This window comes from Streptomyces sp. FXJ1.172 (genome assembly GCF_001636945.3).
Lineage (GTDB): Bacteria > Actinomycetota > Actinomycetes > Streptomycetales > Streptomycetaceae > Streptomyces.
In genome coordinates this window covers 8,127,524-8,140,981 of sequence record NZ_CP119133.2, presented here as the reverse complement: position 1 = coordinate 8,140,981, position 13,458 = coordinate 8,127,524, and the positions used below count along the sequence as shown (strand labels likewise).

Sequence of the window (13,458 nt, the reverse complement as noted above, 5' to 3'; positions counted from 1 at the left end):
TGCCGCGCCAAATGCCGTGTCGCGGATCGGCCGGCCGGTCTCGATCCCAGCTAATGCCGGTGCCAACTATCCCTCTTTTGTGCCAACTAAAAATCCTCGTCACATCTCGCTAACGCCGCACCCTCGGCATCCCCAGACCGATCCAGGAGATGATCTCGCGCTGGATCTCGTTGTTGCCGCCGCCGAAGGTGAAGATGACCGCCGAACGGTAGCCGCGCTCCAGTTCGCCGTGGAGCACGGCACCCGCCGAGCCCTCCTTCAGCGGTCCGGCCGCGCCGACGATCTCCATGAGCCAGGCGTACGCGTCCCGGCGGGCCTCGGAGCCGTAGACCTTGACGGCGGAGGCGTCCTGCGGGGTGAGCGTGCCCTCCTGGACGGCCGTGACCATCTGCCAGTTCATGAGCTTCATGGCGTCGAGCCGGGTGTGGGTGCGGGCGAGCAGCCGGCGCACCCAGGGCAGGTCGGCGACCCGGCGGCCGTCGGCGAGCTTGGTCTCCATGGCCCAGCGCTGCACGTCGTGCAGGGCGCGGATGGCCATGGTGCCGTGGGCGGCGAGGGTGACGCGTTCGTGGTTGAGCTGGTTGGTGATCAGCCGCCAGCCCTGGTTCTCCTCGCCGACGCGGCGGGAGACGGGGACGCGGATGCTCTCGTAGTAGCTCGCGGTGGTGTCGTGCGAGGCGAGGGTGTTGATCACGGTGCAGGAGTAGCCGGGGTCGGAGGTCGGCACCAGCAGCATGGTGATGCCCTTGTGCGGCGGGGCGGCGGGGTCGGTACGGGTGGCCAGCCACACCCAGTCCGCGGTGTCGCCGTTCGTCGTCCAGATCTTCTGCCCGTCGACGACGTACGTGTCGCCGTCGCGTACGGCCCTGGTCCTCAGCGCGGCCAGGTCTGTGCCGGCGTCGGGCTCGCTGTAGCCGATCGCGAAGTCGATCTCACCGCAGAGGATGCGGGGCAGGAAGTACGCCTTCTGCTCCTCGGTGCCGTACCGCATGAGCGTCGGGCCGACCGTGTTCAGCGCCATCAGCGGCAGCGGTACGCCGGCCTGCGCGGCCTCGTCGAAGAAGATGAACTGTTCCATCGCCGTCATGCCGCGCCCGCCGTACTCCTTCGGCCAGCCCACGCCGAGCCAGCCGTCGGTGCCGAGGCGGCGGATGGTGTCGCGGTAGAACCGCTTCTGCGCGGCCGGGTCGGAGTACCGGGCGTAGGCGTGGTCGGGGACCAGCTCGGCGAAGTAGGCGCGCAGCTCCGCGCGCAGTCGCTGCTGCTCGGGCGTGTGGTCGAGATGCACGGCGCCTCCAGGCTCCCCAAGGGCGGTCCTGACGGCGCACACCGTAGAACGTGTTTCAGAAATAGGGAATGACGTGCCCCGGATGAATTGAGGCGTCCTCCTCATCGGGCGGCGATGTCGCCGCCTGTCCACCACCGGTTACCCATAGTGTCCGGTTCGTCCGAGTTTGAGCGGGGTATTCCTTTCCTATGAGTACCGCATCGACGCAGCTGGCCGCAGCGAGCGGCCTGATGAGCCTTGTCCTGTTCATCGTGGCCGTGGGTGTCCTGGCGCTGCTCGCCGGCGGCTTCTGGATGACGTCCCGCGTGAAGTACAGCGAGTCCCCCCGGCCTCGCCCCGAGGAACAGCCCACACTGCCGCCGGAAGGGCCGGTGGGCGAAGTCCGCGAGAACAGGGAATCCCAGGAGGTTCCCGTCATGCCCGAGGGCGGCCGCCCGCTCACCCCGTACGAGCTGAGCAACATGGACACCCGGCCGAGCGCATCGAAGGACCGCCCGCGCTGGAGCAGGGGGTCCAGCGGCTCGTTCGGCGGCGGCGGCCTGGGCGCCCACTGATCCCCCGATCCCCAGCCCCCGGTCCCCGCAGACCCTGATCCGCCCACCGGCCCGCTGATCCCGGTCAGCGAACCCCGTTCACCTGGCAGCCCGGCCCGCGCCGGCCGCCGTACACCGCCCTCAGGAGTCCTCAGGAGTCCTTCCGGGCGGCGTCCAGGCGGCCGACGCGGGCCACGTTCTGCCGGTCCTCGGGGTCCTGGCTCGGCTCGGCGGCGAACCAGGCGTCGAGGATCTCCTTCAGCAGCGGCCCGGAGGTCAGGCGCAGGCTCAGGGCGAGGACGTTGGCGTCGTTCCAGCGGCGGGCGCCGTCCGCCGTCACGGCGTCCGTGCACAGGGCCGCGCGGACGCCGGGCACCTTGTTGGCCGCGATGGACGCGCCGGTGCCGGTCCAGCAGCACACCACCGCCTGGTCGGCGGCGCCGTCGGCCACGTCCCGGGCGGCCGCCTCCGAGCAGACCGCCCACTGGGGGTCGGCCCCGGCCTGCAGTGCACCGTGCGCGCGCACCTCGTGCCCGCGTTCTTCCAGCTCGGCGAGGAGGAGCCGGGCAACGGGTTCGTCCATGTCGGAGGAGACGGAGATCTTCATGCCGCTTCACGTTACGCGCCGGCGGGAGAACTTCCCACGAGACGGTGCGCTGCGGGCGATGTTCCTCGACGTGGCCGTGTTCGCGGTCACCGCAGCCCGGCACGGGCACCGGCTCTGCCCTCTCAGGCCGCGCCGTAGGGGCATCCCTCCGGCGCCCTTGCGGTCCGGTGCACGAAGGCCGGCCGCAGGTCGGGATCCTCGGGGTCGTAGTAGCGGTGGAACACCGCGGTCGCCCCTCCGGACAGGGGCGGGACGATCCAGCTCCAGTCGGTGGGCACCGGGCGCCCGTGCCGCCTCTCGCGGTCCACGTGCGCGAGGAACCGCCGCGACTCCGTGTGGTGGTCGGCCATGCTCACCCCCGCCTGCTCGTAGGAATGCAGGACCGCCAGGTTGAGTTCGACCAGGGCACGGTCGCGCCACAGGGTGCGCTCGTTGCGGGTGTCGAGGCCGAACAGCTCGGCGACGGCCGGCAGCAGGTTGTAGCGGTCGGTGTCGGCGAGGTTGCGCGAGCCGATCTCGGTGCCCATGTACCAGCCGTTGAAGGGCGCGGCCGGGTACGTGACCCCGCCGATCTCCAGCGACATGTCGCTGACGGCCGGCACCGCGTACCAGCGCAGACCGAGGTCCGCGAAGCCGGGATGGCGCGGATGCGTCAACGGCACCTCCAGCACGGCGTCCTCGGGCACCTCGTAGAACTCGGGGGTCAGGCCGGGGCCGGGCTGCACCAGCAACGGCAGTACCTCGAAGGGGGTTTCGCCGCCCTTCCAGCCCAAGTCCCTGGCCAGCGCCACCCGGTGGGCGCTGCGTGGGTCGTCGGCGTAGCGCACCAACTGCTCGCCCAGCAGCGTGGCGGCGAGGCGGCCGGGGCGGTCGGGGGCGAAGACGCTGATGACCGGCCGGATACGGCCTCCGTTGGTCGCGATCCGCAGATGCTCGAAGCACTCACTGGCGATGTCGTCGGGATGCGTGACGTGCCGCAGGTCCCGCACGATCAGGTTGTTCCAGTAGAGCCGGCCTATGCAGCGCGCCGCGTTGCGCCAGGCCACCCGCGCGCCGAACGCCACCTCCGCCGGGGTGTGTTCGTACGTGCCGAAGCGCTCCACCTCCGCCGTGACCTCCGCGAGCCGCCGGCGCGGATCCCCGTCGCCCGGGTTCTCGGCGGCGTACTGGCGGATGAACACCTCGGCGGCCGCCAGGACGGCCTCGTGCGCCGGCGGGCGGCGCCGAGCCGGGTCGGACGAAGGGGGGAGTTGCACCGGATTCTCTCCTGCTCGGGGTCTGGTTCTCACACGGGCCCGGCGGGCCGGCGGTGGTCCGGCGGCCGCCCGGCCGGGAGCGGACGGGTCGAGGCCGGGTCCGGCGGGCGGGCGGGCGCGGCAGGCGTGTGTCCGCACGGCCGGGGCCGGGTCGGCCGGATCGGGCCGGACGCTCAGTCCTCGGGTGGTTCCCGCAACTGCCGGGGCAGCAACGCGGCCTCGAGTGCGGGCACGTCGAAGGGGTCGTAGTGGATCCGCTCCTGCGGGATGCCCTGCCGGGCCAGGGCGGCGCTGGCCTGCGTGACCATGTCCACCGGCCCGGAGAGGAACGCCTCGTGCCGGTACCACGGCCCGAACTCGTTCAGCACCCGCGGCAGGGTGCCCTCCAGCCCCGCGATGCGCTCGTGCGACACCGCGGCCCGCACGGAGAGCCAGTGGTGCCGCTGGGACATCCTGAGCATGTCGTCCAGGCCGTAGAGTTCCTCGGCGGTCCGCGCGCCGACGAAGACGTCGACGTAGCGCTCCGTCCCGGTGCGGGCCGCGTCCTCGACCAGGGCCTTGATGGGGGCCATGCCGGTCCCGCCGGCCACGCACACCAGATCCCGGTCGGTGCGCGGGTCGAGCGTCATGTCGCCCTGCGTGGGTCCGAGCCGCACCACGTCCCCGGGCTTGGCGCTGTAGACCAGGCCCTGGCTGACCTGGCCCTTGGCGATCGCACGCACGTGGAAGGTCACGGTGTTGTCCGGCCGCGGCGCGTGCGCCGGCGAGTAGTAGCGCCACGCCTTGGGGTGCCAGGGCGTCTCCACGCTCGCGTACTGGCCTGCCGTGTACGGGTAGGGCGCGTCGGGCCGCACGGTGATCTCCGCGATGCCGTGGCCGCGGTGCAGGTGGTGGATGATCTCCGCCTCCCACACCGCGGGCGCCGTGCGGGCGTCCTCCCTCGCGGCGTGGGTCATCACCTGCGCGACGACGTCGTATCCGTGCGTCCACGCGGCGGCCAGCTCCGGGCTCCACGCCGGGCCGGCGTAGCGGGCCAGGGATGCGAGCAGACACTCGCCCACCGCGGGGTAGTGGCCGTCCAGCGCCCCGAACTTGCGGTGGTCGCGGCCGAGCCGGCCGCAGAACCGGATCAGGTTCTCCGGGTCGTCGACGAGGTCGACGATCTGCAGCAGCCCGCGCAGCAAGCGGTCGCGCTGGACGTCCAGGTTGTCCGGGAAGAGTCCGCGCACCTCGGGATGGCGTGCGAACAGAATGGCGTAGAAATACACCGTCATGTCCGCTGCGTACGGGCCGACCACGGCCACGCTCGCACGCATCAGGGCGATTTCCTCCGCGGTCAGCGGCACGAGGTCCGGCAGCGGACCCGGCGCCGGTGGCGAGGGAGTGGAGGGAGGCGCTGCTGATTCCGGCGACTGCGCAGCGGCATCCGCTGCGTCACGGCGTCCTCGCGACGCCCGGGAGAATATCACCGGGCGCCTCCCGCTTCAGATTGAATCGTCATCACCATGAGGGAAATTCGGTGTCAGAGCAGTCGGGGACGGGGACCGCCGCGACCGCTGCACAACCGGTCGCGACCGCCGGGGACAGGCCGATGGCCGGCACAGGGTTCCGCTGTGCCGGATACCCACCCCAGCGCCCAGAAAGGGTCCGCCATTCAGCTGTGGTGCCGTTGCGATACGACGCCACTGATCAACTCGGCCGCACACGGGCGACTTGGGAACGGACGGGGCGGAACCCCCTGGGACGTCCTGCCGTTCGACGGCGATCGGCAGGAACGCATTCACCCTAATACACAATTTTCACCCGTCAACCAGAGGATGGCCACGACCTCGCCGCCACTCGCGCACTTTCTCCCCACAGGGCCGGAGGAAGCGTGTGGAAGTGCATTCAGATGGCATCGCTCACGACGGCGTAATACCAGGTGAATTCACAGAGCTGAACGTGATCTCTGTCGGTAAATCCGGATAACCTGGACACTCGGGTTCCTGGGCTGCGAAGGAATTTCCGCCGTCTCGAAACACATTTCCCGCACACATTCCCTGACTCAAAACCACATGTCACACCGGTGCACGCACAACGTGGCCCCGTAGTGAGTACTCCCGCAAACGCGTCGGCACCAGCGGAGGTTCACTCGCTGACCGCGGCAGCCTCACAAGACCTGCATTGACCTGGCCTTGACCAGCGCACGACGGCGGCCGCATGGTGAATCCGTCTGGCCCGCAGCTCACCTGACACACCGTCTGTCAATGCTGCTTTTCGCCATGTGGACGTTCCCAACTGCCTCAAACCGCACGGAGGCTTGATGCACCGCCGCGACATACCCTCCGGATCCCCGGTGATCCACCGCCACCAACCAAGACGCGGGGGGCGGCGGATTGCAGCTGCCCTCACCGCGATGCTCACACTCACCGGCACTGCCCTCACCATCGGTCTGGCCACCGGTGTTCCGGCCGCCGCCCTCTCGTCCACCCCGCGCGCGTCCACCTCCGCGGGTACCACGGGCTTCGGCTGCGCCCACCCCGCGCAAGCGGGACAGGCCCGCTGTTTCGGTGTCCTGAAGGCCCACCGCACCGCCTCCGGCCGCCTGTCGCCGTTCACCAACGGATCCCCGACCACGGCAGGGTACGTGCCGTCCGATCTGCGTTCCGCCTACAAACTGGGCGGTACCTCGGGATCCGGCCGGACGGTGGCCATCGTCGACTCCATGGACGACCCGAACGCCGAGTCCGACCTGGCCGCCTACCGCAGTGCCTACGGTCTGCCCTCGTGCACCACCGCCAATGGCTGCTTCCACAAGGTGAACCAGAGCGGCCAGGCATCGCCGCTGCCCTCCGGTGACTACGGATGGGCCGAGGAGATCAGCCTCGACCTCGACATGGTCTCGGCGACGTGCCCTGGCTGCCACATCCTCCTGGTCGAGGCGAACTCGACGAACGTCGCGGATCTCATGAAGGCCGAGGACACCGCCGCCACCACACCGGGCGTCGTCTCCGTCTCCAACAGCTGGGGCGGGTCCGAGGACAACACCATCACCTCCTTCGACTCCCACTTCAAGCACCCCGGCGTGGCGATCACAGCGAGTTCGGGTGACTCCGGTTACGGCGTCTCCTGGCCCGCCTCCTCCCCGTACGTCACCGCCGTGGGCGGCACCTCGCTGAGGAAGGCCTCCAACTCGCGCGGCTGGACCGAGACCGCCTGGAGCGGCGCGGGCTCGGGCTGCTCGGCGTACGAGGCCAAGCCGTCCTGGCAGCATGACTCCGGATGTGCCCATCGCGCCGTGGCCGATGTGTCGGCCGTCGCCGACCCCAGCACCGGGGTGGCGGTCTACGACACGTACGACAACTGCGGCGGCGGAATGCTGTGCGACACCGAGCTTCAGCTCAGCCTCGCGCAGGGTGCCGACGGATGGGTCGAAGTCGGAGGCACCAGCGTCTCGTCGCCGATCATCGCGAGCATCTACGCGCTGGCCGGAAACACCTCTCAGGTCGTCAACGGCTCGTATCCGTACAGCCACACGTCGGCGCTCAACGATGTCACCTCGGGCAGCAACGGCTCCTGCGGAGGCACTTACCTGTGCACCGCGGGGCCTGGGTACGACGGGCCGACCGGCCTCGGTACGCCCAACGGCACCGGCGCCTTCTGACGGCGGCACGGTCCGACCGACGGGGGCTGGGCCCGCGCCGCACTGCTGCGGCGCGGGCCCGGCCCTTCCCTCGTCCCGGTCCTCCAGCCGGTCGAAGGCCCCACTCCCGGTCCCCGGTGTCCGGGCCGGGACTGCCTGTTCGACCCACACGGTCTTGCCACCGGTGTCGGAGCGCGGCGGCGTTGCAACGCACGCCTTTCGGCGTGGAACACACATCCACAAATGCGCCAACGACCCCGACGCCTGGATTCCCGACGACGATCCGAACTCGGCATCAGTTCCGGCATCCACCGTCGTGGGCCTCGGTGGTCCGCGGGTCCGGGGTGGTCACGCGCCCGGTCAGGAGCTGGTGGAGGTGTTCGAGGGCGTCGAGGAGGACCGAGCGGTGGTACCAGCTCAGCCAGGCCGCCGTGTCGCAGGCCAGCAGGCCGAGGGCCTCGGTGCGGTCGGCGCCCGGGCGGTGTCCGGCCTCGGGCCAGAGCAGGGTGAGCACACCGGTACAGGCGCCGGCCGAGGACAGGACGGGGATGCTCTGCAGGGCGCGGGCGCCGGTGGCCAGCAGGACGCGCCGGGACTCCTCGGACAGGAGACCGTCGGCGGCCACGTCGGGCACGCTCACCGGGCGGCCGCGCAGCCGGGCGGCCGCGTCGGCCGTGCCCTCCTCCCAGCCGCGCACCAGATGGTCCAGAAACGTATCCGCACAGCCGTGGTGGGACTCCAGCACCAGCGCGTTCACGGCCGGGTCGACGCACCGCAGATACCCGGCGGACGCCCGGCCGACGGCGAGCGCCTCGTGCAGTACGGCGTCGATCATCTGCCGCCGGTAGCGGGGGTCCCGGCCGTCGCGGGCCAGGGTCCGCAGCGGCGGGACGGGCAGGGGGTGCCGGCCCGGGAACCACGCCGGGCCGTCCGGGGGCCGGGCGACCACCACTGCGGAGACGAGGACGCGCAACGGCACGTTGAAGCGCTGCGAGACCTCGCGCAGCGCCTGGAAGGCGCTGCCGGAGTCGGGCAGGCCGTAGCGGACCATGATCAGGCCCTGTGCCATGCCGATGACCGGGGCGGTGCGCACCCGGGCACGCAGCGCGCGGACCTCCTTGCGCAGGTCCTCGTAACTGGGCCGCAGCGGGTCCGCCATCTGCGACCGCCAGGCGGGCAGGTCCGCGGTGCGGGTGGCGGCGCGAGCCAGTTCGCGCAGCGCCTCGTCGAGGGTGGCGTAGAGCCGTACGCCGTCCAGACGCGCGAGGTGCACCGCCTCGCGCACCCCGGGCCGGGCCCGGACGATGATCAGGTCCGGGCGGCCGGTGCGCGTCCGGGTCGTCTCGCTGAGCGCGCGCAGCACGGCGGCACCGCCGAGCTGCACATGGGCCATGTCGAGGACGGGCCGCAGCCCTTCGAGGTCCGCCTTGGCCAGATGACCGCCCAGCTCCGCCGACCAGGCCTCGGCCCCCTCGGCCCCGAGGCTGCCGGACATACGCAACAGCAGCGCCTTCTCGGCGGGCAGCCCCTCGACGACGGACGACTCGATGACGAGCGGGAACGGGGTGGAGGGTTGGGCCTGGGAGGCCGGCTGGGGCAAGGGGGCAGGTTGGGCCGGCGTCACTGACGGGACCGCCGCGGCCGACTGGGCCGGCGTGGCAGGCTGGACCGCCGCGGCGGACTCGGCCGGCGCCGCGGCTTGAGCCGGCGTGGCGGCTTGAGCCGGCGTGGCGGACTCGGCCGGCGCCGCGGCTTGAGCCGGCGTGCCCGGTGGGGCCGCCGTGGCGGACTGGAGCGGCGTGACGAGTGGAGCCCCGGCGGGCTCAGCAGACGCCGCCTGTCCGGCGGTCGGGTCCGGCGGGGGCCTCATGGGCTCGCCCGTCTTCGGGCCGTCAGGGGGTCTCTTCCCGTCTCCAGTACCTCGCGGCGGGCCTCCAGGGCGGTCAGGGCGGACGCCATCGTGGCATGTACCCGTACGCCGGGCAGGCCCGTGGCCCGCAGCGCCTCCCGGACATGCGGCCTGGGCTGTACGACGGGCAGGGCGCGGCCGGAGAAGGCGAGGGAGCCGGTCGCCCGGTCCAGGGAACGCACCGCTGCGGCGCAGGCGAGGTACATCTCGGTCATGTCCAGCACGGGGTGTTCGCCGGCCTGGTCGGCGTGTGCGATGTGCGCGGCGAGCACCTCGGAGAACTCCATGGCGTTGGCGGCGTCGACCGTGCCCCTGGCCTTCAGGACGCTGATCCCGCCGGCTTCGGGCCGCCGCTCGTGCACGGTCTGCAGGAGCAGCGGAACCGAGCCGCGGCGGCGGGCGCGGGCACGGGACGGCCGGCCGTTATCCATGGGATCGGGCTCCCTGGGTCGGGAAGGACAGCCAGCCGCGTCTTGACCGGGGCTTCACTGTGCTCCGCGCGCCCCTGCGATGCAACGACTTTCCCCGGGCGTGTCGCACGCCTGCGGCTCTGCTCGGCACACCGCCGTACGGGGAAGGTCCGGCACCGAGCCCGGAGCGGGTCCGACGGCGCGGCGGTGCCGGGAGCGTCCGGTCGGCCGGTCAACGGGTTGGGACAGCAAGGGAGTTGAACGGAGACCGGTCCGGTCGTCACCGAAGACCGCCCGCCGCGCTCTCGGCGTTTCGGCCACCGCCGCCACCGGCCTGGCACCTTGCGCGGCAAGGGTCGGTGCAGCCCACATGCTTCCGTGCGCGCCCAATTCCAAGGTTCCAAGCCCGGCCGAAACACATGTGTTCGAAATTCTGGCTGGGTCGTTGAACCCCACGAACCAGCCGTGTGACCGTCAAGGGGGACCACGTTGACTGCGGACAGCACAGGAGAACAGCCGGCTCCCGGCATCTCGGGCACCACCGCCTTCCAGCTGCACACCCACGGCCCCTCGTGCAGGGCGCTGAACCGGCCCGGTCCTGGAGGCGCCTTGTGAAGAGGTTCTTCCGACGTGTGCGGATGGCCGAGCCCCCGGTCTCGGACGCCGAGCAGGAGCTGTTCGGCGGTCCTTTGCGCTATGACTTCGGCTGGTCCGAACACGAGGGTGCCTCGCTCGACCTGACGATGACGTCCGCTCTGCGCTCCATGCCGAGGCTGGTCGGGGCGACCTTGCGGATGGCGTGGCACGCGGACCGCCGGGCCTTGGTCACGGTCGCGATCAGCGAGATCGGGCAGGGGTTCGCCGCTGCGATCGGTCTGCTCGCGGTCAACGCCGTCATGCAGGCGCTGCTCGGCTCGGGCACCCCCGCACATCGGTTGCAGGCAGTGCTGCCGGGCTTGCTCGCAGCCGCGGCAGCAGCCGTGGTCAACTCGGCCCTGTCCGGCTGGTCCACCTCGCGGGCGGGCCGGCTGGAGCCGCTGGTCGAGCGGATCGCCACCACCCAGTACCTCGCCGCCGCGGCGTCAGTCGAGCTGGAGGCCATCGAGGACCCGGAGTTCCGGCGGCTGATCGACGTCGCGCAGTACGGTGCCGGATCCGCCCGCCGCATGATCGGCGCGTGCGTGGCCGCGCTGAACGGGACCATCTCCCTGGTCTCCACGGCGGGCGTGCTCACCATCCTGCACCCGGTCCTCCTGCCGATGCTGGTCCTGATCGCGGCGCCACGCGGCTGGGGCGCGATGCGGGTGGCGCAGGAACGCTATGTGTCGGTGATGAGCTGGATCGAGCACGTGCGGGCCGGCCGCCTCATCGGCAACCTGCTCACGGAGCGGACCGCCGCACAGGAGGTGCGCATCCACGCCGTCGGGCCGTTCCTGCTCAGCCGCTACGAGCGTATGGCCGAGAGCGCCGAGGCCGAGCAGGAGCGGCTGGCCTCCAGCAAGGCCGTCACCGAGTGGGTGGCCGCCGCGCTGTCCGGACTCGCCATGGCGGCGACGTACGGGGCCATGTTCCTGCTGATCATGACCGGGCACATGAATCTGGCCGTGGCCGGGACCGCCGTCGTCGCCGTCCGGTCAGGCTCGGCGAGCCTGGGCGCGCTGGTGATGAACGTGAACCAGCTGCACGAGGAGTCCCTCTACGTCCGCGACCACGCCCGGTTCCTGGACGAGGCGGCGCGGCGCACCATTCCCAGCGGGGGTGCTCCCGTGCCGGCGCAGGTGAGACAGGTCGTCCTCGACCGGGTCGGCTACCGCTATCCGGACCGCGAAGTTCCCGCCCTGGACGGGGTGTCACTGACCCTGCCCATGGGCTCGGTGACCGCCGTGGTCGGCGAGAACGGCTCCGGCAAGAGCACTTTGATGAAGGTGTTGTCGGGGCTGTTGCTGCCGCAGAGCGGGACCGTGTGGTGGGGTGATGCCGACGTCGCCTCCCTGGACCGCTCCGCAGTCTTCGACCGGGTCGCGCTGCTCACCCAGGACTTCCAACGCTGGCCCGTGACAGCGGCGTTGAACATCCGGATCGGCCGGCCCGGCCAGGACGCCGGCCCCGAGGACCTCCAGCCGTCCGTCGACTACGCGGGAGCCGGTCCGGTCGTCGCGAAACTGCCCGACGGCCTGCACAGCCTGCTGGCCCGGATGTTCCGCGGTGCCAGCGAGCTGTCCGGCGGCGAGTGGCAGAAGATCGGGCTCGCCCGGACCCACTGGCGCAGCGTCACCTCGGCCGCCGACGGCGTGCTCATCGTGGACGAGCCCACCTCGGCCCTCGACCCGGAAGCCGAGATCGTCGCTTTCGACCGCATCCGCCGGCTCGCCGCCCCGAACCGGGCCGTCGTCCTGGTCACCCACCGCATGTCCGGCGTCCGCCATGCCGACCACATCTACGTCCTGCACCAGGGGCGGCTCGTCGAGCACGGCAGCCACGACACACTCATGGCCGCCCAAGGGCGCTACGCCTCGATGTTCGACGCGCAAGCCGCTCAGTACGCCCCCACAGGCACCATCCCCCGCCCAGCCCGAACCACCTCGTGACCGGCCCTTGAGCGGTGATGCCGGACGCTGAGGCCTCCTGGTACCCCCTGGACCGGTTGCCCGACGGCCTGTTCGTGTGCAGCGCCCAGATCCTCACCGCATGGCGCCCCGAGCTGCCCATCGACCACACCCCGGCGCATTTCACCCCCTACGCCCCATGACCTTCACCGGCGCAAGGCCGATACTGAGGAGCAGGACTCCGCCCACCCGCCCCGAGGCTCACCTGCTACCTTCCCTAGGAGACAGGCATGAAGATGCTGATCAACGTGCCGGAGACCGTCGTCGCGGACGCGCTGCGCGGTATGGCGGCCGCGTACCCCGATCTGACCGTGGACGTGGAGAACCGGGTGATCGTGCGCCGGGACGCTCCCGTGGCCGGGCAGGTCGCGCTCGTGTCGGGCGGCGGGTCGGGGCACGAGCCGCTGCACGGCGGATTCGTGGGCCCCGGCATGCTGTCCGCCGCCTGTCCCGGAGAGGTGTTCACCTCGCCCGTGCCGGACCAGATGGCCCGCGCCGCGGCCGCCGTCGACAGCGGTGCGGGCGTGCTGTTCGTCGTGAAGAACTACACCGGTGACGTACTGAACTTCGACATGGCGGCCGAACTGGCCGAGGACGAGGGCATCCAGGTCGCCAAGGTGCTCGTGAACGACGACGTGGCGGTCACCGACAGCCTCTACACGGCAGGCCGGCGCGGCACCGGTGCGACGCTGTTCGTGGAGAAGATCGCGGGCGCCGCCGCGGCCGAGGGGCAGCCGCTGGAGCGCGTGGAGGCCATCGGGCGGCAGGTGAACGCGAACTCCCGCAGCTTCGGTGTGGCGCTCAGCGCCTGTACGACCCCGGCGAAGGGCAGCCCCACCTTCGATCTGCCGGACGGCGAGCTGGAGTTGGGCATCGGCATCCACGGCGAGCCGGGCCGGGAGCGGCGGCCGATGATGACCTCCGGGGAGATCGCCGACTTCGCGGTGAACGCGATCCTGGAGGACATGCCCCCGCGCAATCCGGTGCTCGTGCTGGTCAACGGCATGGGCGCCACCCCGCTGCTGGAGTTGTTCGGCTTCAACGCCGAGGTGCAGCGGGTGCTCGCCGAGCGCGGGGTCGCCGTGGCCCGCACGCTCGTCGGCAACTACGTCACCTCCCTGGACATGGCGGGTGCCTCGGTGACGCTGTGTCAGATCGACGAGGAGCTGCTGCGGCTGTGGGACGCGCCGGTGAAGACCCCGGCGCTGCGCTGGGGGATGTGAGATG

10 protein-coding genes and 1 pseudogene are annotated in these 13,458 nt (G+C 71.4%); 5 read left to right on the top strand and 6 right to left on the bottom strand.

Translation table 11 applies throughout. The annotated features are described in order from the left end of the window. Positions 1–109: 109 nt before the first annotated feature. Complete coding sequence (locus tag A6P39_RS36790) at positions 110–1,288, bottom strand: acyl-CoA dehydrogenase family protein (RefSeq protein WP_067051840.1); 1,179 nt, start codon at positions 1,286–1,288, stop codon at positions 110–112. A 188-nt stretch (positions 1,289–1,476) separates the two neighbouring features. Here A6P39_RS36790 and A6P39_RS36785 point away from each other — a divergent pair, with 188 nt between their 5' ends. Then, a complete protein-coding gene (locus A6P39_RS36785) occupies positions 1,477–1,842 on the top strand; it encodes a DUF6479 family protein (protein ID WP_067051842.1) in 366 nt (121 codons plus the stop codon). 130 nt (positions 1,843–1,972) lie between these two features. Here A6P39_RS36785 and A6P39_RS36780 read toward each other — a convergent pair whose 3' ends face one another. The 3 genes from A6P39_RS36780 to A6P39_RS36770 form a co-directional block, all read right to left on the bottom strand. Continuing rightward, positions 1,973–2,428 carry an RpiB/LacA/LacB family sugar-phosphate isomerase gene (locus A6P39_RS36780; RefSeq protein ID WP_067051843.1) on the bottom strand — a complete coding sequence of 152 codons (456 nt, stop codon included), beginning with the start codon at positions 2,426–2,428 and terminating at the stop codon, positions 1,973–1,975. A 122-nt stretch (positions 2,429–2,550) separates the two neighbouring features. After that, a complete protein-coding gene (locus A6P39_RS36775; protein WP_079133634.1) occupies positions 2,551–3,684 on the bottom strand; it encodes a nitric oxide synthase oxygenase in 1,134 nt (377 codons plus the stop codon). A 173-nt stretch (positions 3,685–3,857) separates the two neighbouring features. After that, positions 3,858–5,000 carry a globin domain-containing protein gene (locus tag A6P39_RS36770; protein WP_067052124.1) on the bottom strand — a complete coding sequence of 381 codons (1,143 nt, stop codon included), beginning with the start codon at positions 4,998–5,000 and terminating at the stop codon, positions 3,858–3,860. 1,079 nt (positions 5,001–6,079) lie between these two features. Between A6P39_RS36770 and A6P39_RS36765 the strand changes: the two genes are divergently transcribed. Next, positions 6,080–7,327, top strand: coding sequence for a S53 family peptidase (locus A6P39_RS36765; protein ID WP_067051844.1), 1,248 nt, complete (start codon positions 6,080–6,082; stop codon positions 7,325–7,327). A gap of 274 nt (positions 7,328–7,601) precedes the next feature. Here the strand turns inward: A6P39_RS36765 and A6P39_RS36760 are convergent, their stop codons facing one another. Next, positions 7,602–8,906 carry an ANTAR domain-containing protein gene (locus A6P39_RS36760; RefSeq protein ID WP_234379102.1) on the bottom strand — a complete coding sequence of 435 codons (1,305 nt, stop codon included), beginning with the start codon at positions 8,904–8,906 and terminating at the stop codon, positions 7,602–7,604. Positions 8,907–9,172: 266 nt separating this feature from the next. Further along, complete coding sequence (locus tag A6P39_RS36755) at positions 9,173–9,646, bottom strand: STAS domain-containing protein (RefSeq protein WP_234379104.1); 474 nt, start codon at positions 9,644–9,646, stop codon at positions 9,173–9,175. 617 nt (positions 9,647–10,263) lie between these two features. On the opposite strand from A6P39_RS36755, the gene A6P39_RS36750 reads away from it, so the two are divergent. The 3 genes and pseudogenes from A6P39_RS36750 to dhaK all read left to right on the top strand — a co-directional run bounded on the left by A6P39_RS36750 (position 10,264) and on the right by dhaK (position 13,454). Continuing rightward, positions 10,264–12,213, top strand: a complete 1,950-nt coding sequence (locus tag A6P39_RS36750; RefSeq protein WP_067051848.1) for an ATP-binding cassette domain-containing protein — start codon at positions 10,264–10,266, stop codon at positions 12,211–12,213. 38 nt (positions 12,214–12,251) lie between these two features. Further along, positions 12,252–12,374, top strand: a pseudogene (locus A6P39_RS36745) (NUDIX hydrolase); the annotation flags it as partial. Positions 12,375–12,461: 87 nt separating this feature from the next. Further along, positions 12,462–13,454 (top strand): dihydroxyacetone kinase subunit DhaK, encoded by a 993-nt coding sequence (gene dhaK / locus A6P39_RS36740; RefSeq protein WP_067051850.1) that lies wholly within the window; start codon positions 12,462–12,464, stop codon positions 13,452–13,454. Positions 13,455–13,458: the final 4 nt, after the last annotated feature.

What these genes read in the sequence shown, in the direction of transcription:
- A6P39_RS36785 (WP_067051842.1), top strand. Translation starts at nt 1,477, where the DNA reads ATGAGTACCGCATCGACGCAGCTGGCCGCAGCGAGCGGCCTGATGAGC.
- dhaK (WP_067051850.1), top strand. Translation starts at nt 12,462, where the DNA reads ATGAAGATGCTGATCAACGTGCCGGAGACCGTCGTCGCGGACGCGCTG.
- A6P39_RS36755 (WP_234379104.1), bottom strand. Translation starts at nt 9,646, where the DNA reads ATGGATAACGGCCGGCCGTCCCGTGCCCGCGCCCGCCGCCGCGGCTCG.
- A6P39_RS36765 (WP_067051844.1), top strand. Translation starts at nt 6,080, where the DNA reads ATGCTCACACTCACCGGCACTGCCCTCACCATCGGTCTGGCCACCGGT.
- A6P39_RS36770 (WP_067052124.1), bottom strand. Translation starts at nt 5,000, where the DNA reads ATGCGTGCGAGCGTGGCCGTGGTCGGCCCGTACGCAGCGGACATGACG.
- A6P39_RS36750 (WP_067051848.1), top strand. Translation starts at nt 10,264, where the DNA reads ATGGCCGAGCCCCCGGTCTCGGACGCCGAGCAGGAGCTGTTCGGCGGT.
- A6P39_RS36780 (WP_067051843.1), bottom strand. Translation starts at nt 2,428, where the DNA reads ATGAAGATCTCCGTCTCCTCCGACATGGACGAACCCGTTGCCCGGCTC.